The organism is Saccharopolyspora shandongensis, assembly GCF_900106995.1.
Taxonomy (GTDB): Bacteria; Actinomycetota; Actinomycetes; order Mycobacteriales; family Pseudonocardiaceae; genus Saccharopolyspora; species Saccharopolyspora shandongensis.
In genome coordinates this window covers 126,490-152,267 of sequence record NZ_FNOK01000011.1, presented here as the reverse complement: position 1 = coordinate 152,267, position 25,778 = coordinate 126,490, and the positions used below count along the sequence as shown (strand labels likewise).

At 69.8% G+C, this 25,778-nt stretch carries 13 protein-coding genes; all 13 read left to right on the top strand.

Annotation, left to right across the window (positions count from 1 at the left end; translation table 11 throughout):
• Window positions 1-3 precede the first annotated feature (3 nt).
• Window positions 4-312, top strand: a complete 309-nt coding sequence (locus tag BLW84_RS14430; protein ID WP_093265666.1) for an ESX-1 secretion-associated protein — start codon at window positions 4-6, stop codon at window positions 310-312.
• Complete coding sequence (locus BLW84_RS14425; protein ID WP_093265664.1) at window positions 309-7,148, top strand: WXG100-like domain-containing protein; 6,840 nt, start codon at window positions 309-311, stop codon at window positions 7,146-7,148. The genes BLW84_RS14430 and BLW84_RS14425 overlap by 4 nt, the downstream gene beginning before the upstream one ends.
• Window positions 7,145-8,350 (top strand): ADP-ribosylglycohydrolase family protein, encoded by a 1,206-nt coding sequence (locus BLW84_RS14420; RefSeq protein WP_093265662.1) that lies wholly within the window; start codon window positions 7,145-7,147, stop codon window positions 8,348-8,350. The genes BLW84_RS14425 and BLW84_RS14420 overlap by 4 nt, the downstream gene beginning before the upstream one ends.
• Before the next feature lie 762 nt (window positions 8,351-9,112).
• Window positions 9,113-10,558: an ADP-ribosylglycohydrolase family protein gene (locus BLW84_RS14415; RefSeq protein ID WP_245761141.1), complete on the top strand. Its 1,446-nt coding sequence runs from the start codon at window positions 9,113-9,115 to the stop codon at window positions 10,556-10,558.
• Between the two features lie 47 nt (window positions 10,559-10,605).
• The gene (locus BLW84_RS14410) at window positions 10,606-13,932 is read left to right on the top strand and encodes a type VII secretion system-associated protein (RefSeq protein ID WP_093265658.1); all 3,327 of its coding nucleotides are present in this window, start codon (window positions 10,606-10,608) and stop codon (window positions 13,930-13,932) included.
• Between the two features lie 19 nt (window positions 13,933-13,951).
• On the top strand, window positions 13,952-17,815 hold the full coding sequence (locus BLW84_RS14405) for an ADP-ribosylglycohydrolase family protein (protein ID WP_093265657.1): 3,864 nt from the start codon (window positions 13,952-13,954) through the stop codon (window positions 17,813-17,815).
• Window positions 17,812-19,455, top strand: coding sequence for a TNT domain-containing protein (locus tag BLW84_RS14400; RefSeq protein WP_093265655.1), 1,644 nt, complete (start codon window positions 17,812-17,814; stop codon window positions 19,453-19,455). Before BLW84_RS14405 ends, BLW84_RS14400 begins: the two co-directional genes overlap by 4 nt.
• A 194-nt stretch (window positions 19,456-19,649) precedes the next feature.
• Window positions 19,650-19,904 (top strand): PASTA domain-containing protein, encoded by a 255-nt coding sequence (locus BLW84_RS14395; RefSeq protein ID WP_093265654.1) that lies wholly within the window; start codon window positions 19,650-19,652, stop codon window positions 19,902-19,904.
• Window positions 19,905-20,387: 483 nt separating this feature from the next.
• A complete protein-coding gene (rpsL, locus tag BLW84_RS14390; RefSeq protein ID WP_009948619.1) occupies window positions 20,388-20,762 on the top strand; it encodes a 30S ribosomal protein S12 in 375 nt (124 codons plus the stop codon).
• Window positions 20,762-21,232 (top strand): 30S ribosomal protein S7, encoded by a 471-nt coding sequence (gene rpsG, locus BLW84_RS14385; protein WP_010315434.1) that lies wholly within the window; start codon window positions 20,762-20,764, stop codon window positions 21,230-21,232. The genes rpsL and rpsG overlap by 1 nt, the downstream gene beginning before the upstream one ends.
• Window positions 21,233-21,309: 77 nt before the next feature.
• Window positions 21,310-23,412 (top strand): elongation factor G, encoded by a 2,103-nt coding sequence (gene fusA, locus BLW84_RS14380; protein ID WP_093265652.1) that lies wholly within the window; start codon window positions 21,310-21,312, stop codon window positions 23,410-23,412.
• A gap of 205 nt (window positions 23,413-23,617) precedes the next feature.
• Window positions 23,618-24,811, top strand: a complete 1,194-nt coding sequence (tuf, locus tag BLW84_RS14375) for an elongation factor Tu (RefSeq protein ID WP_093265650.1) — start codon at window positions 23,618-23,620, stop codon at window positions 24,809-24,811.
• Between the two features lie 649 nt (window positions 24,812-25,460).
• Complete coding sequence (rpsJ, locus tag BLW84_RS14370) at window positions 25,461-25,766, top strand: 30S ribosomal protein S10 (RefSeq protein ID WP_009948626.1); 306 nt, start codon at window positions 25,461-25,463, stop codon at window positions 25,764-25,766.
• Window positions 25,767-25,778 lie beyond the last annotated feature (12 nt).

Genomic DNA, 25,778 nt, shown 5'->3' with positions numbered 1-25,778 from the left:
GCGATGCCGGACGAGATGAACGTCGTCATTGAGAACCTGCGCACCCATGCGTCCAAAGTGGATGGTGTGGTGGATCAGCTGAACGTCGCCGTCGACGCGTCGCAGCAGGTTTCGCTGGACAACGACGCGTACGGGATCCTCTGCCGTCCCTTCGCCTGGATGCTCGACCCGGTGGAGCAGCACGGCGTCGAGACGCTGCAGAAGGCCGTCGAGGCGATGCAGGAGGTCGCCGAGAACGTGCGCGGCGCCGCCGAGGAATACCAGGCCGCCGACGACACGGGCAGCGGCGTGATCGGCGGGGTCGAGGTATGAGCAACCCGCTCGTCGCGCAGCAGAAGGAGAATCCGGACGGACCCGGCCCGCTCACCGCGGGCACCGGCGACGCCGGGTGGGGCACCGGGATCGGCATCGCCGAGTCCATCAACGACGTCTCGTCGCTGAACGACGGTTCGAGCTGGGTCGAGAGCGGGCTGGCCTACGGCGGGCTGGCGCTGGAAGTCGTCAGCATCGCCACCGACCCGATCGGCACCCTGCTGTCCTACGGCCTGTCGTGGCTGATCGAGCACGTCGAGCCGCTCAAGGAGGCGCTGGACTGGTTCGCCGGCGACCCGGACGGCGTCAAGGCGTACGGCGAGACCTGGGCCAACGTCTCCAAGGCGGTGGGCGAGGCCGCCACCCAGTACAACGACGCGGTCAAGGCCGACACCGCGCAGTGGTCCGGCGCGGCCGGCGACGCCTACCGCCAGCAGGCGGGCGAGAAGGGCGAGGCACTCGCCGGCGCCGCGGAACTCGCCAACACGATCAGCACCGTGGTCACGGTGATGGGCGAGGTCGTCTCGTTCGTCCGCGAATTCGTCCGCGACCTGGTCGCCGACTGCATCTCCCGGCTGATCACCTACGCGCTGGAAGCGCTGGCCCCGCCGGGCGTCTCGCTGGCCTGGGTGGTGCCGCAGGCGGTCTCGTTCATCGCCAGAACGGTCGGCAAGATCACCAAGATCGTCACCAAGCTGATCAAGACGATCAGCAACGTGGCGCCGAAGCTGGCCAAGCTGGTCGAGGTCTTCGGCGACATCATGAAGGCCCTCGGCAAGCTGGGGAAACGAGCGGCCGACGGCGTGAAGACAGTGGCGACCAACGTCGGCAAGGTCGCGGACAAGCTGGACGTCGCGGGCAAGCTGGGCGACAAGCTGGCGGAGAAGACCTGGAAGAAGGTCGACGACGTCTTCGGCACGGACGTCGTCGGCAAGCACAACGCCAAGTTCGGCGGCCCGGACGCACCGGGCGGCGGCTCGGACGGCGACGGCGAGAGCGGCTCGTCCGGGACCGGGTCGAGTTCTTCGGGCAGCGGAACGGGATCGGGCTCGTCCGGCAGCGGCTCCGGTTCCTCGGGCGAGAGGCCGGGTCCGGGCGGCGGATCGGGATCGGGCGGCGGCACGACCTCGAGCCCCGCGGGCGGCGGCACGAGCGGTTCCGGCTCCACGTCGACGGGTGGCGGGTCCGATTCTCCCGGCACGGGTCCGCACGGCGGTTCGGGTTCGTCGCCGGATGCAGGCGGTTCGCACGGCGGAAGTTCCTCGTCGGGCGGTCCGGATTCGCAGGGCTCCTCGCCCGGCTCGGGTTCCCACGGCGGTTCCGGTTCGTCGCCTGACGGTTCCGGCTCGCCTAGTTCTTCACCCGATGGTCCCGGTTCCTCGTCGGCCGGTTCGGGTTCGCACGGCGGTCCCGGTTCGTCGCCGGATGCCGGCGGTTCCCACGGCGGTACCGGTTCCTCCGGTGCACCGAGCGGTTCGGATGCGCCACGCGGTGGTGTCGATTCGGGTTCGCACGGGCCGGAATCGTCCGGTCGCAGCGCGGACGCGGGCTCCGGCGGGCCGGCCGATTCGCCGCGAAGCGCGTCCTCAATGGACTCCGGATCGAGCGGCCACGGCGCCGCGGACGCGCGGTCCGCGGCCCCGGAAAGCGGTCCGCGTGCCGCATCGGCTCCGGACGGCGGTCCGGGTTCGGGTTCGCACTCCGGCGGAGGATCGGCGACCGGCGGGAGCGGCTCGGCCGCGAACTTCGGCTCGGGCGGCGGATCGCCGCACGTCGGCGGAGGTTCCGGCGGTGGCCCGGGGCACGTCGGCGGTGGCTCGGGCGGCGGTCCGGCTCATGCCGGTGGCGGCCCGGCCCAGACCGGGAGCGGCTTCGGCCCGGACGTCGCGAACCGCCCGCCGTCGACCCCGGCGCACACCTCGACCGCGAGCGTGAGCGCGCCGGAACGACCGGCGGACATGGGCGTCGCCGCACCGCCGCCCAACGCGCCCTCGGCACGACCGGACCAGCCCGCCACCGGAGGCGGAGCCGCAGGTGGCCCGGCCGCAGGAGCATCGGGCGGCGCACCGTCGTCCGCACCGGGCGGGAGCCGCCCGGGCTCGGGCGGCGGCTGGACGGGCACACCCGGAAGCCCCGGCGCAGCCGGGCGAAGCATGCCCAGCGGACGCGGCCCCGAGGCGCCGCGGCCACGCGGCCCGGAGGGCACCCCGGCGAGGAGCGGACCGGCGCAGCCGGACGCACCGCACCGCCCCGGCGGAGCCGGTCAGCGCCCGGCGCAGCCGGGAAGCCCCGCAGGGGCGCCGCGGGCCGACGGCCCGGCGAAGCCGGCAGGCCCGAACGGGCCGGTCCGGCCCGGTGGGCCGGGAGGCCCGGGGCATGGGCCTGGCCGTCCCAACGGTCCGGCGCACGCGAACGGTCCTGGCCACCCCAACGGCCCAGCGCGCGCGGATGCCCCGAGCCCGAACGGTCCGGCACGGCCCGATGCCCCGATGCGCCCGAACGGTCCCGGCGGATCGGCACACCCGGATGTCCCGGCCAGGCCGAACGGTCCGGACGGCCCGAATGCCCCGGCCAGGCCCAACGGTCCGACCGGTCCCCAAGGTGCACCGCGCCCCGACGCCCCGTCCCGCCCGGACGCCCCGAACGGTCCGGTGCGCCCTGACGCTCCAAACGGCTCGGCGCGCCCTGACACCCCGGCGCGCCCGAGCGGTCCGGTGCGGCCCGATGGCTCGGTCCGGCCAGACGCCCCGTCCCGCCCCAACGGTCCTGCGCGCCCGGATGCTCCGGCCCGCCCCGACGGCCCGTCGCGACCCGGCGGCCCGGACGGATCCGTCCGCAGTGGACGGACGGACGGCAGCCCGGAGATGCCGCGCCAGCGGCAGCCGGAAACCCCGTCCCGCCTGAACGATCCGGAGGCTCCGCGCCCGCAGGGCCACCCGGACGCGCCGCGCCCGGACGCGCCCCGCATCGACGGCCCGCGAGCGGACGCACCCCACGCGCCGCAGCCGAGCCGCCCGCATGCGGCCCGGCACGCCGACGCCGATCGCTATCCGTACGCGGACGTGAAGCACGGGGACTTCGCGCACGTCAAGGGCGAAGGCGTCCGCCACTGGGGCCCCGGCTGGCAGCAGCGGATGGTCGAGGACGCCCGGATCCGCGCCGAGTCCCTCGGCTACCACAAGCCGGACGCCCCGCACGCCCCGGAACCGGCCCCCGACGCGCCGCCGCGCTCCACTTCGGAGTCCATGGCGGCCGAGAAGCCGCCGGAGAACCCGTTCGAGCACCGCTGGAACGACAGGGTCGGCCGGGGCGAGCCGCTGGACATCTCCGCCGAGCTGCGCGAGAAGCTCGGCGGAAGGGGGCTCGGGATCCGCAACACGGATTCCGGGCTCTCGATGATCCAGGACCTCCCGCGCTCCAACTCCAACCCGGCGAATGCCGCACAGCGCATGCCCCGGCCGTCGGTTGACCCGAAGCGCTTCACGGTCGAGGTCCACGGCAGCCCGAACGGCGTGTACTTCAACGGCAAGGAGCTCTCGGCCAAGGAGCTGGCCGAGATCATCAAGGGCGCGCCGGGGTACAAGCACGGCGAGCCGGTGCGCCTGCTGTCCTGCCAAACCGGCGCCGACCTGCCGGACGGCTCCCCGAACTTCGCCCAGCAGCTGTCGAAGGAACTCGGCGTGGAGGTCCTGGCGCCCAACAAGGACGCCTGGGTCGACAACTTCGGCAACTTGTACGCCAGCGGCAGCCGCGCGGACTTCGACGTGGACGCCTCGGGCACGCCGCAACCGCGCTTCGACGAGCCGGGCCAATGGGTCAGCTTCAGCCCGGACGGAACCAAAGCGGTCCACGACAGCCCGTTCCCCCCGGGCCACGAACCGGAGTGGACCCGCTTCGGCCACCAAGCCGACGCAGCCCACCAGCGCGGCTACGGCGACCAGCCGCCGAAGGAGTTCCAGCACCCGGGCGGACCCGCCTGGAGCGGTTGGCATTCGCGGCCCGACGCGTACAACGAGCCGATCCCCGGGCACCTCTCGCCGACCGGTGAGTTCGTGCCGCACGGCGAGTTCGACGTGCACGGCAAGTGGATTCCGCACGGGCAGGTCGACAACCTCAACCGCTGGGTGCCGGGACACCTGGACGCCAACGGCCAACTGGCCCCCAACGGGCACTACGACCAGAGCGGCGGATGGGTACCGCACGGCCGCACCGACGAGTTCGGCCGCTGGGTCCCGGTCCACCGCGACGCCAACGGCTACCACGACCTGGGCCGGTACAACCCGCAAACCCACCAGTGGGAACCCACGGGCTACGTCGACCGGAACACGGGCCAGTTCGTCTCGAACAACCCACCGCAGCAGATGCCCCACGCCGGTTCGCCGCAGGCAGGACCGGGACACCAGTCGGCGCCGAACGCGGGTCAGGCCCAGCAGCCGCGACCAGCTGCGCCGCAGCAGATGACGGCGCAGTCCGGGTACGGGTCGCACCAGCAGGCCGGACAGCACCCGGTTGCATCTCAGCAATCGCCGTACCAGCAGCCGATGCAGCAGCAGGCTCCGCAGCAGCCGAACTACCAGCAGCAGCCTGCCCCGAACGCGGGTCAGCCGCCGCAGCAACCAGCCGCTCCGCGCACCTGGCAGCAACCCGCACCCCCGAACGCGGGTCAGCAACCGCCTGCGGCACCGAATACCGGTCAGCGGCCGCAACCAATGCAGCAGCAACCGGCACAACCTCCGCAGCAACCGCAACAACCGCTGGCTGCGAATCCGCAGCAATTCGGGCAACAGCCACCCCCTGCTGCGCGTCAGCAGCAGGGTCCAGTGGTCGGCGCGCCGCAGCAGGGGATGCGTCAACCGGCGCCCGCCGCGAATGCGCAGCAAGCGCCCCAGCAGCCCAACCAACCTGCAGCAGGAGCACAACCCGCCACTGGCCCGCAACGCCAGGCGCCGCAGTTCCCGGCAAGTCGGCAGCCGAGTGCGCCTCAGCAGCCCGCGCCGCCACCTGCGCGTCCGGCGGCACCGCAGCCTGCGGACGTCAGCGGCCCGCGCCCAGCGCCTGCGGCTCCGAACCAGCCGGCACCGCCGGTGGATGTCCGCGGCCCCCGCATGGACGGGCCGTCGCCCCAAACCAGGGCGCCATCCACCGACGCCGGCGGCCAACCGCAGACCCCTGGCAGTTCGCGTCCTGCCCAACCGCTGGCAGACGTCAACGGCCCCCGGCAACCGCAGTCACCGGAAGCCCCACGCCGACCGGATTCCGCACAAGGCCAGGGCACTTCGCCCCAGTCGCCCGCCGGCCATCGCGCGGATGCACCACCTGCCGAGACCAACGGCCCCGGGCAGAAGCCGGCCGATGCGCCGCCGCACGCCCCGGAGCCGGGCAAACCGACGGACACGACCGCGCCGCGAACCGACCAGCAAGCCGGGAGCTGGCGGAACGACTTCGAACCCGAGCGGTCGAACGCGCCCGAAACCCCGGCAGCGGACTCGCCGACGTGGCGGAACGACTTCGAACCGTCGGAGCCGACCAGCCCGCCCAAGAAGCACGAAGACGTGGAAACCGAAGCGCCTGCCGCAACGGATGCCACGACGAATGCGCCCAAGCATGACGCGGATGACTGGAGCCCGTTCGACCCGAAGCCGGACCCGGCCGCGCCGGCGCACTCCGAGCCGGAAGCGCCGAAGCATGACGCGGACGATTGGACTCCGTTCGATCCGAAGCCGGACCCGACCTCGCCGGGGCACTCCGAGGCGGATGCGCCGAAGCAGGACGCGGACGATTGGAGCCCGTTCGACCCGCCGTCGAAGTCGTCGGGGACCACGTCCTCGGCAGCTGACGAGATGTCCTCGAGCGAGCGGATTCGGTCCCTACTGGGCGGATCCGATTCGGACGTCGACTGGGACACCGACGTCCCGCACGCCGACGTCGAACCGGACGTCCAGCACCACGACGGTCTCGAGCAGCCTGGGAATGAGCTTCCAAGCGACGTCCGGGCCGCGGTCGACTACAACCGCGATGCGCTCGCGCAGAACTACCTCGACGACCCGGACTATCGGGTTTCCGAGCAGGACCGTCAGAGGTTCCACGACGCTTTCCCCAGTTTCTCCCCCAATACGCGGAAGGAAGCCTACGAGGCGGTTCTGCCGAAGATGCGGGCCGCGTTGGAGGAGAAGTACCCGCGTGCCGAGTACCCGGAGGTCCACGAGATCACCGATGAGGAACTCATGGCCATTCGCGTGTACAGCGAGAACGGCTATAGGGGCCTGAACAACTGGCTGAGGGAGAAGGAGCTCGGGGGCGCCCTTGGCGGGATTTACGACAAGGAGCCGTTTGCCAGGTGCCTGACGTCCGCCTTGAACCGACTGCCCAGCCATGAGGGGTGGGTCAGGCGGAATATCGGCGGGCGCAGCGAGGGCACGTTCGAGGATCACGTGCAGCGCTACGCGCCTGGCAAGGTCGCCGTGGAACAAGCGTTCTCCAGCTCCAGCGACCCGAAGTTCTCGTACGAGCCGTTGAGTGGCAAGCCTCTGATCCGCATGGAGGTCTACTCGAAGTCGTCGGTGGACATCGACTTCCTGTCCGGTAACAGGGGCGAATCGGAGTTCCTGTTCCACGGCCGGTCTTACTTCCGCACTCTGGAAGCAGAGGTCGTGGAGGAAATGGTCGACGGCAAGCTGGAGAAGGTCCTCGTCGTCAGGGCAGAGGAGGTTCCGTCATCCGAGATCACCCAGGAGATGCTCGACGATATCGGCCCGCGCCTGTTCTTCCGGGGCGATGACGGGGAGCCGATCCCGATTACTGACGACATGCTGGGTGGCAGGAGAGCGCGACGATGACCATGGGAATGGAGCAGTCCCTGTCCCGTGACGAGCAGCTGATGGCGGACCGGCTCCGCTCGGCGGACACTTCTGATGTGGTGTGGCGGTCCGGGAACCGCCGGAACAGCTGGGATGTTGCGGTTCTCCGCCGCGCGTTCGGGCGGAGCAGCGACGAGTTCTGCCGTGGGCAGCGCGGTCCGAAGCCGGCTGTCGACGACATCGCGCTGATCCACGGGATCCGTTCGAACTTCGGCGCCGCCGTGCGGGCCGCTGCCGTCGCCGACCAGGTCGCCGGCGGCGGATCGGGGCTTTCCGCCGCAGGGCAGATGATGTTGTTCGGCCTCGACTCGCTGGTGCGCGCGGAGACGTTCTACCGGATCGACGGGGCAGTGAGCCCCAGCAATACCGCGCTTTTCGGCCTGCTGCGCTGGCGGCACGCCCAGGGAACGCCCTGGCCCGAGGTCATCTCAGGGGCGTACCGCGAGGAGCTTCCGGAGCCCACTGGGTGGCTGATCGGGGATTCCCGGATGTTCGAGCACATCGACCGGGACGAAGTCTGCGATGCCGCGCTCGCGAAGTTCGCCGAGCGGCAGGCGTTCGGGTCCTTCCGCCGCCCGATCAATGACGCACGCACCCCGTCGGCGATCCTGCGCACGATCGGCCTGGCGACCTGGGCCGACGATCCGGAGGAAGTCTTCGCGCAGGCGGCGGCGAACGCGCTGCTGACCCACGGCCACCCGGACGCCTACCTGAGCGCGGGAGCTTTCGCCGTGATCATCGGCACGCTGCTCGCAGGTGGGGACTTCGGGGATGCGGTCGAGATCGTCCGCGAAGAGCTGGTCAAGTGGCCGTCCCCGGGCAACGTCGGCCGCGCTCTCGAAGCCGGTCGGGCGGCCGAGCCGGGGCGGTTGGCGGAACTCGCAGCACCGGGCGCGGCGCCGAACGCCCTGGCTGTGGCGGTCGCGGTGGCGCAGGCCAGGTTCGGCGATTTCGAAGCCGCTGTCGGACTGGCGAATCAACTGCTTCCCGACTCGACCGCGCTCGCCGGTGCGATGCTGGCGGCGGCGGGCGGGGACGCCGTGGTGCCCGCCCACTGGTTGGACGGGCTCGGGCTCGCGGATGTGATCGACCGGTTGGTCGACGACGTGGTGGCGTCCAGGGTGGGACTGCCGGGCCGGACCTGGCAGCGGACCTGGGCCCAGGACTACCCGTCGTTCTGAGCGCGTGGAGCTGACGGTGAACGAGAGCAGTGGAGCATGAGCCGAGACGAGGATGCGATGACGGACGAGCAGCGGCTGGTCCGGGCTTGGCGGCAGATCAAATCGAGGCCGGTGCTGCTTCCGCTGTCCTGGTTCCAGCACGTCGACGACCTGGGCGAACAAGCCTCGGCCCGCGAGAGGCTCCGCGACCCCGCAGCTGCATCGGCGCAGCCGCCGCGACGATCAGATGATTGGGGCTACGCCCGATACGGGCGCGCACTCGGCATGCTCGCGGGTGGGGCGCTGGGGGACGCTCTGGGAGCCCTGGGGCCGGCACCTGCGGACCAGCTGCTGACCGCTGCCAGGTCGCTGAGCGGAACGGGTTTCGGGACCGGGACAGAGCGGACTGCCTTGCTGCTCGCCGGTGCCGAGGCGGCGATCCGAGTAGCTGTCGAACGGCAGCGAGGCGTTGAAGCGGCTGTGGCGCTCCCGAGCTCGATCGCGCGTGGATTCAGCGCCGGCACCGGAGACCTCGGAGCCTTCGCCGTGTCCGTTCCGGTGGCCCTCGCCAGCCTTGGTGTGACCGACGAAGAAGCATTTCGCCGAGGGATGTCGGCGGGGCAGCAGTTGGGCTTCGCCCCGGTGGAGAGCGCAGGCGCTGCCGTGCTGGTCCTCTCCCTGGTGCGGGCTTTGACCGATGGCGACCAGAACCTGATCAGGATCGCGGCGAGCTCGATCGAGCAGCTCGACCGCTGGGGCGTGGACGACGGACTCCGCGGCCGGTTGGAGTTCCTGGCCGAAAACGCGCGCGCTGCGGAGAAGCTGCCGTTGGAGGAAGCGCTGGCAACGCTGGGAGGTGGCTCCTCCAGCGCAGCGGTCGTCACGAGGGCGCTGTACCTCACGTGGCGGTTCGGCCCTGATGGGCGAGCCGAGCTGCATGCTTCGTCGGTCGAGAACGGCAGCACCACTGCGGTCGCCTGCGGCTTGCTGACGGGGGCGCGGCACGGCTCCGGAGCCTTTCCACTGCTGTGGCGGCGGAAGCTGGCGACCGCCCAGAAGATCGAGGAATTGTCGTCCGACCTGTTCGAAAAGTTCGGAACGCCCGAACCGGCCGGAGCTGCTCCGGCCGAGCCGACACCTGTCGACGCCCACGAGCGGTTCGTTGGTTCGATGCTGGCCGGCGCAATGGGAGATGCCCTTGGGTTCGGCATCGAGTTCCACGACATTCCCACAATTCGGCGGAATCATGGGGGTGCTGGTCTCACTTCTCCGGTGCTTCGCGACGGTGTCGCTCAGGTCTCCGATGACACGCAGATGATGCTGTTCACCCTCGAAGGGCTCATCCGGGCTCATGTCGCTCGGCGGATCAATCCGACGGACAACGATCCTGTTCCCGAGGTTCAGCACGCTTATCAGCGGTGGTTCCACACGCAAGATGAACTGTGGGAACGGTGCGGCGGCCCTTATGCGCAGCACCTGCAGCAGCCCGATGGATGGTTGATCACGAATTCTGGGCTGTTCGGTGTTCGCGCTCCGAGCAGCACGTGTCGGCATGCGTTGGCGAATTTCGCGCGGACGCACCAGCACGCCACTCCGCAGTTCAAGATCAACGACTCCAAGGGGCGGGGCGGGGTGATGCGCGCCGCGCCGGTTGCGGTGTGGTCCAACGATCCCGCCGAGGTCTTCTACGCGGCTGTCGGCACCGCTGCGCTGACGCACGGCCATCCCTCCGGCTACCTCTCCGCCGGGGTGCTCGCGGTGATCGTGCACCAACTGATCCGCGATGTGTCGTTGCCGGAGAGCGTTCGGATGGCCCGAGGCCTGCTGCTGCGGTGGCGCGGACACGAGGAGCAGCTGCAGGTCCTGGATGCCGCTGTTGAGCTGGCAAAGAAGGGCCCCGCAAGTCCGGAAGAACTCAACAACACCCTCGGGCACGGCCGTGTCGGAGAGGAAGCTCTCGCGATCGGCCTCTACGCCGTGCTGGCCACCGACAACCTGCGGGATGCGTTGCTGTTGGCCGTGAACCACTCGGGGAGCTCGCCTTCGACCGGGATCGTGTGCGGCAACATCGCTGGAGCGCTTTACGGTGCTCGAGCCATTCCGCAGGAGTGGCTCTCCGTCTTGGAACTGCGGGAGCTCGTAGAGACCCTGGCAAAGGATGCGCTGGTCGAGTTCAGCCCTGGCCCGCCGACCGATCAGTCCTGGACCCAGCGCTACCCCGCCTGGTGACCGCGGGGAATGCATCGCGATGACTGACGAAACGGGCTGGGGCTGAGATGGCGGACGGCGAGGTGGAGCGGCGCACGCGTCGGGGTGAACCGACGGTGTTGGGTCGTGGCCGTGATCGCGAAGAGCGGCAGGGCCGGGCACTCGGTGCGGTGGTCGGATTCGCCATCGGGGATCGGCTCGGGTCGGCGGTATCCGAGATGAGTTGGCCGCAGATCCGGCAGCAGTTCGGAGATCGTGGGATCACGAGCTACGCGCCGACTGCCGAACAGCTGCCGTCCAGCCTGCTGCGGTTGGCCCTGTCGTTGGATGCGGTGATCAGAGCCGATCGGGCCCGTGTCGCCGGCGATGAGCCGGACCTCGGTCAGGCGCTCGCCGAGGCGTATGAGCTGGCCGCACAGCGGTTGCCCGCCTTCGCGAACGACGTGATCGCGGAGTCGGCGGCCCACTATCCGATCGACCCGCAGTTCGCGAGCTCGTTGGCGTTGGTCGACAACCGGGCGGACGAAGTCGTTCGGTACGTGCCCTTGGCTCTGTGGACGGAGGTCTACTCACGTCTGTTCCAAGCAGCGCGCGGAGCGGCATCCACTTCGGCCGATGCCGAGGATGCCTCTTCCATCGCTGCGTTCGTCGTGATGCTGCAGCAGTGCATCTTCACGCATAACCCTGGGCGAGGGCTCACCACGGCTGAAAGGCTGCTTGGCGAGCTCGATGATTCCGAACTGCTCGCGCTGCTGAGTCGTGCGGAACGCATCGCGCGGCACGGGATCACGCCAGAACAGATCGAACAACTCGGTTCCGGTGATACTCCTGCGGAGGCGATCGCGATCGCGTTCTGCGCTGCTACCGCTGCGTCGTGGGACTTCGACGAATCCCTTCGGATCGCGGTGAACCACTCCGGGAACAGCGCGGTCACCGGTGCGTTGTGCGGCGCTCTGCTAGGAAGCAGCTTCGACGGAGTGCGCGGGATTCCCGCGCATTGGGCGGAGGGGCTGACCGGCGGACACATGCTGCACCGGCTCGCCCAGGACGCCTGCGAGCAGTTCGGGCCAGAGCCTCGGGACGATGCCGAGTGGCAGCAGCGGTATCCGATCTCGCCTGCTGGGGGAACTTCGCCCGCCGACGCGGTTCCCTCGGCCACCGAGGACTGCGGATGTGACGCTCCGCGTGGAAGTTCAGCTGAGGGCGTCGAACTGAAAGACTCGGTTGGGCGGGGTGAGTCGGGTTCCACTGGGGAGGGGAAAATGAGCCGAGCGACAGAGCCGGAGTTGACCGCGCTTGAGCAGGCGATCGAGCGGTATGCGGCCGAGCAGGGGCCGATCGAGGACGTCTACCGGGAGTTCTTGGTTGCGAGCCTGCTGTTGGTCACGTCGCCGGATTCGTCGCAGCCCGCGTTTTTCCAGGTCGAGGGTCAGCCCAAGGAGCAGATCTGGGTCTGCACGGACAAGAGTGCCGTGCCGGACCTCGGGATGCCGGAGCTAGGGGCGGGCACCACCACGGTCAACGGCTACCGGTTGCTGCCGCTGCTCGCCGAGCGGAATGTGCGGATCCTCACCCAGGGCGAGCTGCACGACTTGCAGCTGATCGGCTCGCGGGCCATCGAGGTTTCCGCGCCAGCGGTCACCGATGAGCTGCGCGCCGAGGCTGCGCGGCAGCCAGGGACCTGGTTGGCGGTGCCGGATCAGATGTATCGCGACGAGGCACGAGAGAACATCCCGGAGCACGCCTTGATCGGCGCGTACTGGGTCGATGAGAACGGCACGCTCTCCGCGCGGTACCAGCTGAATTCCGAGTACCGGCCGAGCCCGGCCACCTTGGGCTTCCCGCAGCCGGAGAGCCCACTGGAGAAGGTCCTGCACCTGTGGACGACCGGCTACGTGTCCGACAGGTCGATGCTCTTGGCGGTGGCGCAGTCCGAGGTCGCTCTCCTCGCGCACGAAGACGGAGTCCCGGCGGCCATCCCGCTTGGCGGGAAGTCGGCGCTCGTTGCCGGCTCCAGTCCCAAGTACATTCCCGACTCCGCCAAGGGAAAGGTCCGGGCTGCGGTTGCCCAGATGAAGCGTGCTTTCGACGATGTCGACCTGGTCGTTGACCTGGGTGCGCGCCACCAGGCGCACATCGGAGGAAAAGCGCTGCTGAGAGCGCTGGAAGAACTCCCAGCCGAAGAGCCCCAGCCGGACCCGGGCGGCGAAACCGGAGGCACCCCTGCGAACACGTCTCCGGCGACCGGGTCCGCACAGCCGCAGGTTCAGGCTCAGCCGCAGCAACCCGCTCCGCCTGCACAGCCGCCCAACCCCCACGAGCGGTTCATCGGTTCGATGTTGGGCGGTGCGATGGGGGATGCTCTTGGGTTTGCTATCGAGTTCCACGACATCGGGATGATTCGGCGCAACCACGGGGATGCCGGGCTCACCAGGCCGGTGCTTCGGGACGGCGTTGCGCAGGTTTCTGACGACACGCAGATGATGCTGTTCACCCTCGAAGGGCTCATCCGCGCTCATGTCGCCCGGCGGATCAATCCGACCGACAACGATCCCGTTCCTGAGGTGCAGCACGCTTATCAGCGGTGGTTCCACACCCAGAGCCAGCCGTGGGATCGCGCCGGCGGGCCCTATGCGCAGCACTTGCAGCAGCCCGATGGATGGTTGATCACCCATCCCGAGCTGTTCAGCACGAGGGCTCCGGGCAGCACCTGCATGTCCGCCCTCGCCAAGTTCGCCCAGACGCATCAGCACGCCACTCCGCAGTTCAAGATCAACGACTCCAAGGGTTGCGGCGGCGTCATGCGCGCCGCGCCGGTCGCGGTGTGGTCCAACGACCCGGCCGAGGTGTTCTTCGCCGCCGTCGGCACGGCCGCGCTGACGCACAGCCATCCCAGCGGCTACCTTTCCGCCGGAGTGCTCGCCGTGATCGTGCACCAGCTGATCCGCGATGTGCCGTTGCCGGAAAGCGTCCGGATGGCACGGGATCTGCTGTTGCGGTGGCGGAGGCACGAGGAGCAGTTGAAGTTCCTCGACGCTGCCGTCGAGCTCGCGAAGAAGGGCGCCGTCAGTCCCGAGGAGATCAAGGACACACTCGGTCAGGGCTGGGTCGGGGAGGAAGCTCTCGCGATCGGGCTCTACGCCGCGCTGGCCACCGATAACTTGAGGGACGCGCTTCTGCTGTCCGTGAACCACTCGGGGGACTCCGACTCCACCGGGATCGTGTGCGGCAACATTGCGGGGGCTCTTTACGGGGCTCGGGCCGTTCCTCCGGAGTGGCTCGCGTCCCTGGAGCTGCGGGAGCTCGTCGAGACGCTGGCCAAGGATGCGCTGGTCGAGTTCAGCCCCGGGCCGCCGACCGACCCGGGGTGGACCCGGCGGTACCCCGCCTGGTGACCATGAGGGAGACATCGCGATGACCGACGCCCGACCGCCGCAGCTGTCGTGGGCCGAACGCTTCCGCGGCGCCATGCTCGGCGGGGCCGTTGGCGACGCCCTCGGCGCCGGCGTGCGCAACACCAGCACCGCCGAGATCCAGCAGTGGTTCGGGCCGCAGGGCGTCGTCGAATACCTGCCCGTCTTCGGGCGGCGCGGCGCGGTCAGCGACCTGACCCAGCTCACCGTGTTCACCATGGAAGCGCTGCTGCGGGCGAAGGCCGCGAACCCGGGTGGCAACGGGTGGTTGCCGACCGAGTTCGTCTTCACCAACTACCTGCGCTGGCTGCACACCCAGGGCGTCCCGTGGGATTACGCGATGTCGGCGTACCTGTCGACGGAACCCGCGCCCAACAGCTGGTTGCTCGAACGGCCGGAGCTGTACTCGACCCGCAACCCGGAGGGCGCGGCGATCTCCCTGCTCGGGCGGATGGCCCGGCAGTCCCCGCTCGGGGCAGACGGCCTGCTGCGTCCTCCGACCGGCATGGACGGTTTGGCGGACTGCGTGGCCTGGGCCGCGCCGGCCATGGTGTGGTCGAACGCGCCGGAGGCCGTGTACTCGACCGGCGCCTCCACCGCGAACCTGTTCACCTCCGCCCCGAACTCCGTCAGCGCGGCCGGCATGCACGCCGACGTGCTGGCCCAGCTGATCCGCGGGGTGCCGTTGTGGGACGCGGTGACCGCATCCGACCGCAACCGGCTCGGCAGCGCGTACCAGGTCCGCGAGGTCCCCGCCGACGTCCGGCGGACCGTGCACGCGGCGATGTTCGTCGGGCAGCGGGGCGTTCGCCCTTCCCCCTCGGACCTAGACATCGAGTTCGACACCAACAACAAGCCCGGCGAGCTCGGCATCGCGCTGGCCGCGGTGGGCAGCACCCGGAACTTCGCCGACGCGGTCCGGGTCGCCGTGAACCAGTCCAGCGACAGCGCCGTCACCGGCGCGCTGGCCGGGCAGCTCGCCGGCGCGATCTACGGGCCGGGCGGGATTCCCGCGCAGTGGGCGGAAGAACTGGAACTGCGCGAGGTCATCGAGATCCTCTGCGCGGACGCCACCGAAGCCTTCGCGCCGCCACCGCCGCCGCAGTGGGCCCAGCGGTACGCGCCGAACTCCGGGCGGCTCGGCGGCCCCCGGGAACTCGGCGCCGGCGCGCCGAACACCGTCGAAGGCTTCGCCGAGCGGACCATGATCATGCCCGCGATCACGGCCGCACCGGACGCCGTCGACACGCCCCCGCAGGGCATCCAGCCGCAGAGCGCGCGCTCGGAGAACATCGGCGCCCCGACCTTCCCGGCGGCCCGCACCGAAACTCAGGCGGAATTCACGGCGACCGACCCGTCGAGCACCGGCCCGATCCCGGTGCCGCGCCTGCTGTCGAACGGGGCCCCGGTCGAAACCACCACGGTGTTCCCGGCGGTCGACACCCCGGCCGAGTCGGAGCAGGTCGACGCCGAACCGCAGATCGGGGCCTTCCCGCCGCTGGCCGCTCCCCGCGCCGCGGCTCGGGAACCGGAAGTCCGCGCGACGCCTGCCGAGCCCGAGCAGGTCGACGCCGAACCGCGCGCCGCTGACCGGGACTTCAGGCGGATCATCGTGCCGGAGCCCGGCGACATCGCCGAGCGACCTGCCGATGCCGTCGCAACCGGCGCAGTGGAAGAAGACGACGCCGAGCAGGGGTTTGTCGTCGCCGACGTGGCGCCGGAGCCCGCGATGTCCGTCCTCGCGGAGGACGTCGTCCCCGCTTCCTCCGAAGACCAGCCCCTCGCCACTCCGCCGGTGGAGCGCGAACCGGTCGACATGGAGCCGCCGGCGCGCGCGCCGATCGACCTCGAACCGGCAGAAAACCTGCCGGATGCGCTCGAAGTGGACGCCGACCCGGCAGGAGCCGACGAGCCGGAGGCCGATGTGGCGGTTTTCCCGGCCTTCGTGGAGCCCGCGCCGGCGGAGGTCGAGCAGGCGGAGCCGCTCGGGCTGTCCGACGCATTCGACGCCGGAGAAGTGCGGGTCGAAGAGCCCGCGCTCGGCCCCGACCACATCGCCCGGCCGAGCGTCTTCAAGCCGATCTTGGAAGACGCCGCGGTCCAGGAAGCAGAACCGGAGCCCGCCAAGCTCGAACCGGAGGACGCGCTCGACGCAGACCTGGTGGAGTCCGGAAAGCCGGACATCGCCTTGGCGGCGGAGATCGAGGCCGAGCCGTTGGGCGCCGATCACATCGCGCGGCCGAGCGTCGCCGAATCCACCGCGCCGGAAGACACCGAGCTCGAAGACGTCGTGATTCAGGACGCGGCGCTCGAAAACGCCGTGCCCGAACGCGCCGAGCTCAAGGGCGCCGTGCTCAAGGACGTCGTGTTCGACGACGGCGAGCCCGAAGGCGCCGTGCTTCAAGACACCGAGCTCGAAGAGGTCAAGCTCAAAGACGCCGAGCTGGAAGAGCAGGCCGCGGTCGAGCAGGCCGAGGTCGACAAGCGCGAACAGGCCGTCGAGGCGCTCCAGGCCGCAACCGACCCCAAGCCCGCCGAGCCCGCGGTGGCGGTGCCGCCGATCGTCCGCGGCGAGCACGCCAAGGCCGACCGGCCCGACGACAGCGCGCCGTCGCTGACCGAGCGCGTGCTGGGCTGCTTCCTCGGCGGGGCGCTCGGCGACGCCCTCGGCGCCGACCTGGAGTTCATCACCGCCGAGGAGATCGCCAAGCGCTTCGGCCCCGACGGGCCGAGCGGCCTGCGCGAGGCGTACGGGGTGCACGGCGCGATCACCGACGACACGCAGATGACGCTGTTCACCGCCGAGGGCCTGATCCGCGGCAGCGTCGCCGCCCGGATGCTCGGGGCCGAGGACCCGCTGCCCGAGGTCCAGCTGGCCTACCAGCGCTGGCTGCACACGCAGGGCGTCGAGTGGGATGCCGCCGCCGGGCGGTTCCTCCCCGACTACCCCGCGCCCGACGGCTGGCTGATCGAGGTGCCCGGCCTGTTCAAGACCCGCGCCCCCGGCAAGACCGTGTTCCGCGCGCTGGCCCGGTTCGGCGAGGGCCACCCGGCCGGCTCGTTCACCGAGAAGATCAACGACTCGAAGGGCTGCGGCGGCGTGATGCGCGCCGCCCCGGCCGCGCTGTGCTCCACCGATCCCGCCGAGGTGTTCCGGCTGGCGGCCCGCACCGCCGCGCTGACCCACAGCCACCCCGCGGGCTACCACTCCGCCGGGGCGCTCGCGGTGATCGTCCAGCAGGCGCTGCTCGGCCGCGGCCTCGACGACGGCGTGTGGCTGGCCCTGCAGGTCCTGGAGACCTGGGAGGACCACGAGGAGACCAGCGCCATGCTGAAGGCCGCCGTGGACCTGGCCGAGGCGGGCGTGCCGACGCCGCAGCAGGTCGCCGAGACGCTCGGCGGCGGCTGGGTCGGCGAGGAGGCGCTGGCGATCGCGGTGTGCGCGGCGCTGGTCGGCGGCGAGGACGTCGAGCTGGCACTGCGGATCGCCGTGCACCACGACGGCGACAGCGACTCGACCGGTGCGATCTGCGGGAACATCGTGGGCGCGCTGCTCGGCGTCGGAGCCCTCCCGGTCGACTGGCTGGCCGAGCTGGAGCTGCGCGACGTCGTCGAGCAGGTGGCGCTGGACTGCGTCGCCGAGTTCGGCCGGGGCGCGTTCCAGCCGGGACCCGCCGCGATCGAGCCGCCGACCGATGAGGACTGGAACGAGCGCTATCCCGTCCGCCCGCAGTGGTCGGTTCCGGAGCCCGCGCTGCGGACGGCCGGTGACGAGCCCGCCGCGGAGTTCCCGGCGCCCAAGCCCGCGCCGCGCCGCATCAACGGAGTCGTTCGCACCGAGACCTTCGAGGGGGAGGGCAAGTGATCCTCGGTACGCACATCCCGGGGTTGTACGGCGTCATCGACGGCGAACCCCAGCTGGTGATCGACCTGCGGGACGGCGGGGCGCGGATCAACGGCAGGCCGGATGCGATCCCGGTCGAGCAGGTGACCGCGGTGTTCTTCGAGCAGGAGGACGACGCCCACCCGGTGCGCCCGCAGTTCCCGGCGCCGGCGTCCTATGGTTCGGTGCCGGACCGGTCGGCGTTGCGGCAGGAGCTGGTCGACTCGCTGCACGGCGCGCTCGCCGCCGCGCTGCCGGAAGGCTGGCGCGAGGCCCAGGTGAACTGCACGGCCCTGGGCGCCCGGATCGAGATCACCGCGACCGTCACCACCGACGAAGAGCACCAGTGGATCCCGGCGCAGGAGGTCGTCGACGCGCTGCGCGGGCTCCGCAACGTCGAGTACCGCCCGGACACCGGTGCGTGGACCACGGCGAGCATCGCCATCAGCCGCGACGGCGCCGACTACCGGACCGGGCACGATGCTCCGCAGTGGACGCGCGACGACGAGGGCTTCCGCGCGTACTACGACGAGCTGCGCTTCTACCCGCGGATGACGGCGCCGGACTGGCTGTTCGAAGCCGCGTTCCAGCACCACGCGGACAACCGCGGCGGCTTCGAGATCCCCGGCGCCGTCCGCATGGTCCAGGTCTTCGACGGCCGCGGCGCGGACGACCGCCCGGTGGCGCACCGGCCCGCGCTGCCGTGGGCCGAGAAGCAGATGGTGCTCGACTACCTCTACGGCGGCGAGATCCTGCTGTCGGCCCCCGGCACCTCGGCGGACGAGGTGGACCCGCAGCAGCCACCGGAGGTGCCCAAGCAGTTCCACACCGACGGAACCTGGGTGTGGCCGCTGGCGATGGCCTACTACCTCGGAGTGCACGACATCGCGCCGCCGCGCGACTTCCTCGAGCACGTCCGGCGCAACGGCCACCGGCCGCCGGAGATCGTCGCCGAGCGCGCCGCGGCGGAGGCCAAGGCGCTGGTGCTGGGCGCCGACCCGGACGCCCTGGAGAACGTCCCGCCGGCCGAAGCGATCGAGCTGGCCAGGGGCTTCATCGGCGCGATGGGCATGAGCCGCCGGTTCTACAGCTTCGAGCAGCCCGTCGAGGGCGGCTGGTGCATGCTCCGCGAGCTCGACGGCTGGTGGGCGGTGTTCTGCGTCGACGGCGGCGCGGTCAAGAACAAGTCCAGGTTCCCGGAGCCGTTCTCCGCCGCCGCGCACCTGATCGGCGCGATGGCGCTGACCCGGGACCAGTTCCTGCGCGCGCCCGACGAGCCGCTGGCCGACTTCGAGTGCCCGATCCGGCCGCTGCCCGGCGAGCCGCCGCTGGACGCCTACGACGACAAGTTCCTCGTCGACCTGCGCGCGGGTGACGAGGTCGACAGGTTCGGCGACCCGGCGGGCAACACGGTCTTCGTCGCGGGCACGACGCTGCCGCAGCGATCCGCGCCGCCGCAGCAGCCGGCCGGGGACTACCGCAAGTACCGGGTGCTCACCGGGTTCCAGGTGATCTCCGGCGTGGCGAAGCCGGACTTCGGCCAGGTCGGCGGCGGCACCGCCTTCGTCCTCCCGGCGGACCTGCGCGCGCTGGTCGCGGACGGCTGGCTCGCGGAGGCCTGACCGAACAGCAGGAACGACCAGCGGAAACACCTCTGCTCACCGGCGTCCCTTTGGGCCATCCGGGGGCGTGGCCGACGGCTCGGCCGCCGGTACGCTCCCGCATGGCGATTTTCGGGGGCGACACGGCAGGAGACCGCATTGGCAACACTGCGGAGGGCCCCTCTCACCACCACCGCCGACTTCGGGGCGGCGTCATGAGGGAGTCGTCCGGGCGCGGCCGGTACCTCGACTACTACGGCGATCCGCGGCCCATCCCGGACCTGGTCGGCCGGACGCCGCCGGAGGCGCTCGCGGTGGCCAACGCCGTCGGGGTGGAGGTCGTCGTCGGCGGCCCGGACGGCGATCCGCGGCCGCTGCGCCGGGACCACGGCCGCATCCAGCGCCAGCACCCGGCGGCCGGGCAGCCGATCGGGCAGACCAGCTGGGTCGTGGTGTGGCCGGCCGAATGATCTGGCCGATGTGAGCGATCTCGCTCTGCGGGAGGCTCTTGTCAGCCTGGGTAGAGTGACCGGGAGGACAGCCGCGAGCTCGCACCCCGAGGTGGCGCCGTCGCAGCGCCGGGTGATCGAGCAGGTCAAGAGGGACCCCGTTTTGACCCTCTGAGAACGGGGCAGGTATCTTTGTTTATCGGACCCGACACCCATCGGGTCGATCCGCATGCCCGTGCATGACGTGGTCGCCAGCCGCTGGTTGAGACCGCGCCAGCGCCGAGGATGTGTGGAACTCCTCTTGACAACCCTCTGGGGTCGTTCCCATTGGGGCGCATCGGCGCCGAAAGGCCGAGGAGCGGGCGACACGCCCGACCTCGTGGTGCGGGAGGAGTCCCGAAACACAGTGCCTGACAGGTGCTCGACGCCAGGGCACGCCGAAGCTCGAACGAGCGCCGCTTGGTCGAGTACCAGAAGACGCGAACGCTGACAGAAAGCCGGTCCATGCCCACCATCCAGCAGCTGGTCCGTAAGGGCCGCCAGGACAAGGTCGCGAAGACCAAGACCGCGGCGCTCAAGGGGAGCCCGCAGCGGCGTGGCGTGTGCACCCGCGTGTACACGACCACCCCGAAGAAGCCCAACTCGGCACTGCGCAAGGTCGCCCGTGTCAAGCTGACCAGCGGCATCGAGGTCACGGCCTACATCCCGGGCGAGGGCCACAACCTGCAGGAGCACTCGATCGTGCTCGTTCGTGGCGGTCGTGTGAAGGACCTCCCCGGCGTGCGCTACAAGATCATCCGCGGTTCCGCTGACACCCAGGGTGTGAAGAACCGTAAGCAGGCTCGCAGCCGGTACGGCGCGAAGAAGGAGAAGAGCTGATGCCCCGCAAGGGTCCGGCCCCGAAGCGGCCGCTGCACGCCGATCCCGTGTACGGCGCGCCGCTGGTCACGCAGCTGGTGAACAAGGTCCTCGTGGACGGCAAGCGCTCGTTGGCCGAGCGGATCGTTTACGCGGCGCTGGAAGGCTGCCGGGAGAAGACCGGCACCGACCCGGTCGTCACGCTCAAGCGTGCCCTCGACAACGTGAAGCCGACCCTGGAGGTCCGCAGCCGCCGTGTCGGTGGCGCGACCTACCAGGTGCCGATCGAGGTGCGCGCCGGTCGCTCCACCACCCTCGCGCTGCGCTGGCTGGTCGGTTACTCCCGGCAGCGCCGCGAGAAGACCATGGTCGAGCGCCTGATGAACGAGCTGCTGGACGCGAGCAACGGTCTCGGTGCGAGCGTCAAGAAGCGTGAAGACACGCACAAGATGGCGGAGTCCAACAAGGCCTTCGCGCACTACCGCTGGTGACGTGGGGTCGGCTCTTGCCCGCCTCGGCGCACCGATTCGACAGCTTGCACCTGCTGTAGGGAACGGGGAAGAAACTCGTGGCACGCGACGTGCTGACAGACCTGACCAAGGTCCGCAACATCGGCATCATGGCCCACATCGATGCGGGCAAGACCACCACGACCGAGCGGATCCTCTACTACACGGGGATCACGTACAAGATCGGCGAGGTGCACGACGGCGCCGCGACGATGGACTGGATGGAAGAGGAGCAGAAGCGGGGTATCACCATTACCTCGGCTGCTACCACGACCTTCTGGGGCGACACCCAGATCAACATCATCGACACCCCGGGCCACGTCGACTTCACGGTCGAGGTGGAGCGGTCGCTGCGCGTCCTGGACGGCGCGGTCGCGGTGTTCGACGGTAAGGAAGGTGTCGAACCGCAGTCCGAGCAGGTCTGGCGTCAGGCGGACAAGTACGACGTTCCGCGCATCTGCTTCGTCAACAAGATGGACAAGCTGGGTGCGGACTTCTACTTCACGGTTCGGACGATCGAGGATCGCCTCCACGCCCGGCCGCTGGTGCTGCAGCTGCCGATCGGCGCCGAGTCGGACTTCCAGGGCGTCATCGACCTGGTCCGCATGAAGGCGCTGACCTGGCGCGGCGAGGTCCAGAAGGGCGAGGACTACGAGGTCGAGGAAATCCCGGCCGACCTCGCCGACAAGGCCGCGGAATACCGCGAGAAGCTGATCGAGGCCGTCGCGGAGTCCGACGAGGCCCTGATGGAGGCCTACTTCGGCGGCGAGGAGCTGACCGAGGAGCAGATCAAGGCCGGCATCCGCAAGCTGACCAACAGCCGCGAGGCTTTCCCGGTCCTGTGCGGTACCGCGTTCAAGAACAAGGGTGTCCAGCCGATGCTGGACGCGGTGGTGGACTACCTGCCGTCGCCGCTGGACGTCCCGCCGGTGCAGGGTCTGCTGCCCGACGGCGTCACCCAGGCCGAGCGCAAGCCGAGCGTCGACGAGCCGTTCGCCGCGCTGGTCTCGAAGATCGCGGTGCACCCGTTCTTCGGCAAGCTGACCTACGTCCGGGTCTACTCGGGCAAGGTCGCCGCGGGCACCCAGGTCATCAACTCGACCAAGGAGCGCAAGGAACGCATCGGGAAGATGTTCCAGATGCACTCCAACAAGGAGAACCCGGTCGAGGAGATCCAGGCCGGTCACATCTACGCGGTGATCGGGCTCAAGGACACCACGACCGGTGACACCCTGTGCGACCCGGCGAACCCGATCGTCCTGGAGTCGATGACCTTCCCGGCTCCGGTCATCGAGGTGGCCATCGAGCCCAAGACGAAGGCCGACCAGGAGAAGCTCTCCACGGCGATCCAGAAGCTCGCCGAGGAAGACCCCACGTTCCAGGTCAAGCTGGACGAGGAAACCGGTCAGACCATCATCAAGGGCATGGGCGAGCTGCACCTCGAGGTGCTCGTCAACCGGATGAAGACCGACTTCAAGGTCGAGGCCAACATCGGCAAGCCGCAGGTGGCCTACCGCGAGACGATCCGCAAGTCGATCGACAAGTACGAGTACACGCACAAGAAGCAGACCGGTGGTTCCGGTCAGTTCGCGCGCGTGATCATCGGCCTGTCGCCGATCGAGCAGACGTCGGAGAGCGCGACCTACGAGTTCGCGAACAAGGTCACCGGTGGGCGCATCCCGCGCGAGTACATCCCCTCGGTGGACCAGGGCGCGCAGGACGCGATGCAGTACGGCGTGCTGGCCGGCTACCCGCTGGTCGGCGTGAAGGTGACCTTGCTCGACGGCCAGTACCACGAGGTCGACTCGTCGGAAATGGCCTTCAAGGTCGCCGGTTCGATGGCGCTGAAGGAAGCCGCCGCCAAGGCCTCCCCGGCGCTGCTCGAGCCCATGATGGCGGTCGAGGTGACCACGCCCGAGGACTACATGGGCGATGTCATCGGCGACCTGAACTCCCGCCGTGGTCAGATCCAGGCCATGGAGGAGCGCAGCGGTACCCGCGTCGTCAAGGCCCTCGTGCCGCTGTCGGAGATGTTCGGGTATGTCGGCGACCTGCGGTCGAAGACCCAGGGCCGCGCCAACTACTCGATGGTGTTCGACTCCTACGCCGAGGTTCCCGCGAACGTGGCGAAGGAGATCATCGCCAAGGCAACGGGCGAGTGACCCGGTGCCCGGTCGCGGCTGAGCCGAGGCCGGGCACGAGGCAAACGCCTCGCGAAGGCGACCGGGGAGCAATCCCCTCCAGTTCGGCGGCGGACGGGCCGCCACCCCGCAAGGGGAGCGGCCCGCTCGTCACCTACCCGACAGGACTCCGCCTGGCACAACAAGTCGTACGGCGGAAAGTTAACAAGTCCAGGAGGACAATCCAGTGGCTAAGGCGAAGTTCGAGAGGGACAAGCCGCACGTCAACATCGGGACCATCGGTCACGTTGACCACGGCAAGACCACGCTCACCGCGGCCATCACCAAGGTTCTGCACGACAAGTACCCGGACCTGAACCCCTTCACGCCGTTCGACGAGATCGACAAGGCGCCGGAGGAGCGCGAGCGCGGTATCACCATTCAGATCGCGCACGTCGAGTACCAGACCGAGAAGCGCCACTACGCCCACGTGGACGCCCCGGGTCACGCCGACTACGTGAAGAACATGATCACCGGTGCCGCGCAGATGGACGGCGCGATCCTGGTGGTCGCGGCCACCGACGGCCCGATGCCGCAGACCCGCGAGCACGTGCTGCTGGCCCGCCAGGTCGGCGTTCCCTACATCCTGGTCGCGCTGAACAAGTCCGACATGGTCGACGACGAGGAAATCCTCGAGCTCGTCGAGATGGAGGTCCGCGAGCTGCTGTCGGCCCAGGAGTTCCCGGGTGACGACGTGCCGGTCGTCCGCGTTTCCGCGCTGAAGGCGCTGGAGGGCGACGCCGAGTGGGGCGCCAAGATCGTCGAGCTGATGGACGCCGTGGACGAGAACGTCCCGGACCCGGTCCGCGAGATCGAGAAGCCGTTCCTGATGCCGATCGAGGACGTCTTCTCCATCACCGGCCGCGGCACCGTGGTCACCGGCCGCATCGAGCGCGGTGTGGTCAAGGTGAACGAGGAGGTGGAGATGGTCGGCATCAAGGAGAAGCCGATCAAGACCACCGTCACCGGTGTCGAGATGTTCCGCAAGCTGCTCGACGAGGGCCAGGCGGGTGACAACGTGGGTCTGCTGATCCGCGGTGTCAAGCGCGAAGAGGTCGAGCGCGGCATGGTCGTCGTGAAGCCCGGCACCACCACCCCGCACACCGAGTTCGAGGCTCAGGTGTACATCCTGTCCAAGGACGAGGGTGGCCGGCACACGCCGTTCTTCAACAACTACCGTCCGCAGTTCTACTTCCGGACCACCGACGTGACCGGCGTGGTGACCCTCCCCGAGGGCACCGAGATGGTCATGCCGGGCGACAACACCGAGATGTCGGTCCAGCTGATCCAGCCCATCGCGATGGACGAGGGTCTGCGCTTCGCGATCCGCGAGGGTGGCCGCACCGTCGGCGCCGGTCGCGTCACCAAGATCAACAAGTGACGTGGCGAGGGCCCGCTCCCGTTCTTCGGGAGCGGGCCCTCTTGCTTTTCAGGTGACAAACCTGCCGGAGTTTCGTCTTCGAGGCGGCGAGGCCGCCGCGCATGCAGGGCGCCCGCCGGTGTCCGGGATTCCGCCACGGGACTGCCCGGGCGGGGTGAGTCCGGCAACAGTTCTCCCGTAATGCCACCCCCGATTTGGGCTGGATAAACGGGTGTGCCATCCTGTATGGGTTGCTCGTTCAGGGCGGCCGGGTTTTGAACTGATCGAAATCGAGAAGGTTCGAAGCAACGGCCGCTTTGCTGCGAGGGCCTCGCGCCCTTGTTCTGGTTCACCGGCTGTTCTCAGGCGGTGCTGGTGCCGCCGGTTCGCCGGGGGCGGGCCGAACAGGGCACAAGAAGGTGTACGGGCCGCAAGGCCCACCCCGTCGGCGACGTTCGAGGGGACCGGTATGCGGTAGCCGGGCGACACGCCCGACCGCGTGTACCGGGCACCAGATACCTGAACAGGGGCGGACTGAGAGCTGTGGCGCCTCCCGGCATCGGGACGACGCAAGGCTGAGGCCGCGTGGGGCACCACCGCCCGCGAGGGTGCGGTGCACCCGCACCCAAGACGAAACCGCGGCACGAGACTAGAGGAACGGCAAGCCACTATGGCGGGACAGAAGATCCGCATCCGGCTCAAGGCCTACGACCACGAGGCGATCGACGCGTCCGCGCGCAAGATCGTCGAGACCGTGACGCGCACCGGCGCTCGGGTCGTTGGGCCGGTGCCGCTGCCCACGGAGAAGAACGTCTACTGCGTCATCCGCTCCCCGCACAAGTACAAGGACTCGCGGGAGCACTTCGAGATGCGGACGCACAAGCGGCTCATCGACATCCTCGAGCCGACGCCGAAGACGGTTGACGCGCTGATGCGCATCGACCTGCCGGCCAGCGTCGACGTGAACATCCAGTAAGCGCGGCGACGA

Coding starts and splice junctions, on each gene's coding strand:
- BLW84_RS14430 (WP_093265666.1), top strand. CDS start 4: ATGCCGGACGAGATGAACGTCGTCATTGAGAACCTGCGCACCCATGCG.
- BLW84_RS14425 (WP_093265664.1), top strand. CDS start 309: ATGAGCAACCCGCTCGTCGCGCAGCAGAAGGAGAATCCGGACGGACCC.
- BLW84_RS14420 (WP_093265662.1), top strand. CDS start 7,145: ATGACCATGGGAATGGAGCAGTCCCTGTCCCGTGACGAGCAGCTGATG.
- BLW84_RS14410 (WP_093265658.1), top strand. CDS start 10,606: ATGGCGGACGGCGAGGTGGAGCGGCGCACGCGTCGGGGTGAACCGACG.
- BLW84_RS14405 (WP_093265657.1), top strand. CDS start 13,952: ATGACCGACGCCCGACCGCCGCAGCTGTCGTGGGCCGAACGCTTCCGC.
- BLW84_RS14395 (WP_093265654.1), top strand. CDS start 19,650: ATGAGGGAGTCGTCCGGGCGCGGCCGGTACCTCGACTACTACGGCGAT.
- rpsL (WP_009948619.1), top strand. CDS start 20,388: ATGCCCACCATCCAGCAGCTGGTCCGTAAGGGCCGCCAGGACAAGGTC.
- rpsG (WP_010315434.1), top strand. CDS start 20,762: ATGCCCCGCAAGGGTCCGGCCCCGAAGCGGCCGCTGCACGCCGATCCC.
- rpsJ (WP_009948626.1), top strand. CDS start 25,461: ATGGCGGGACAGAAGATCCGCATCCGGCTCAAGGCCTACGACCACGAG.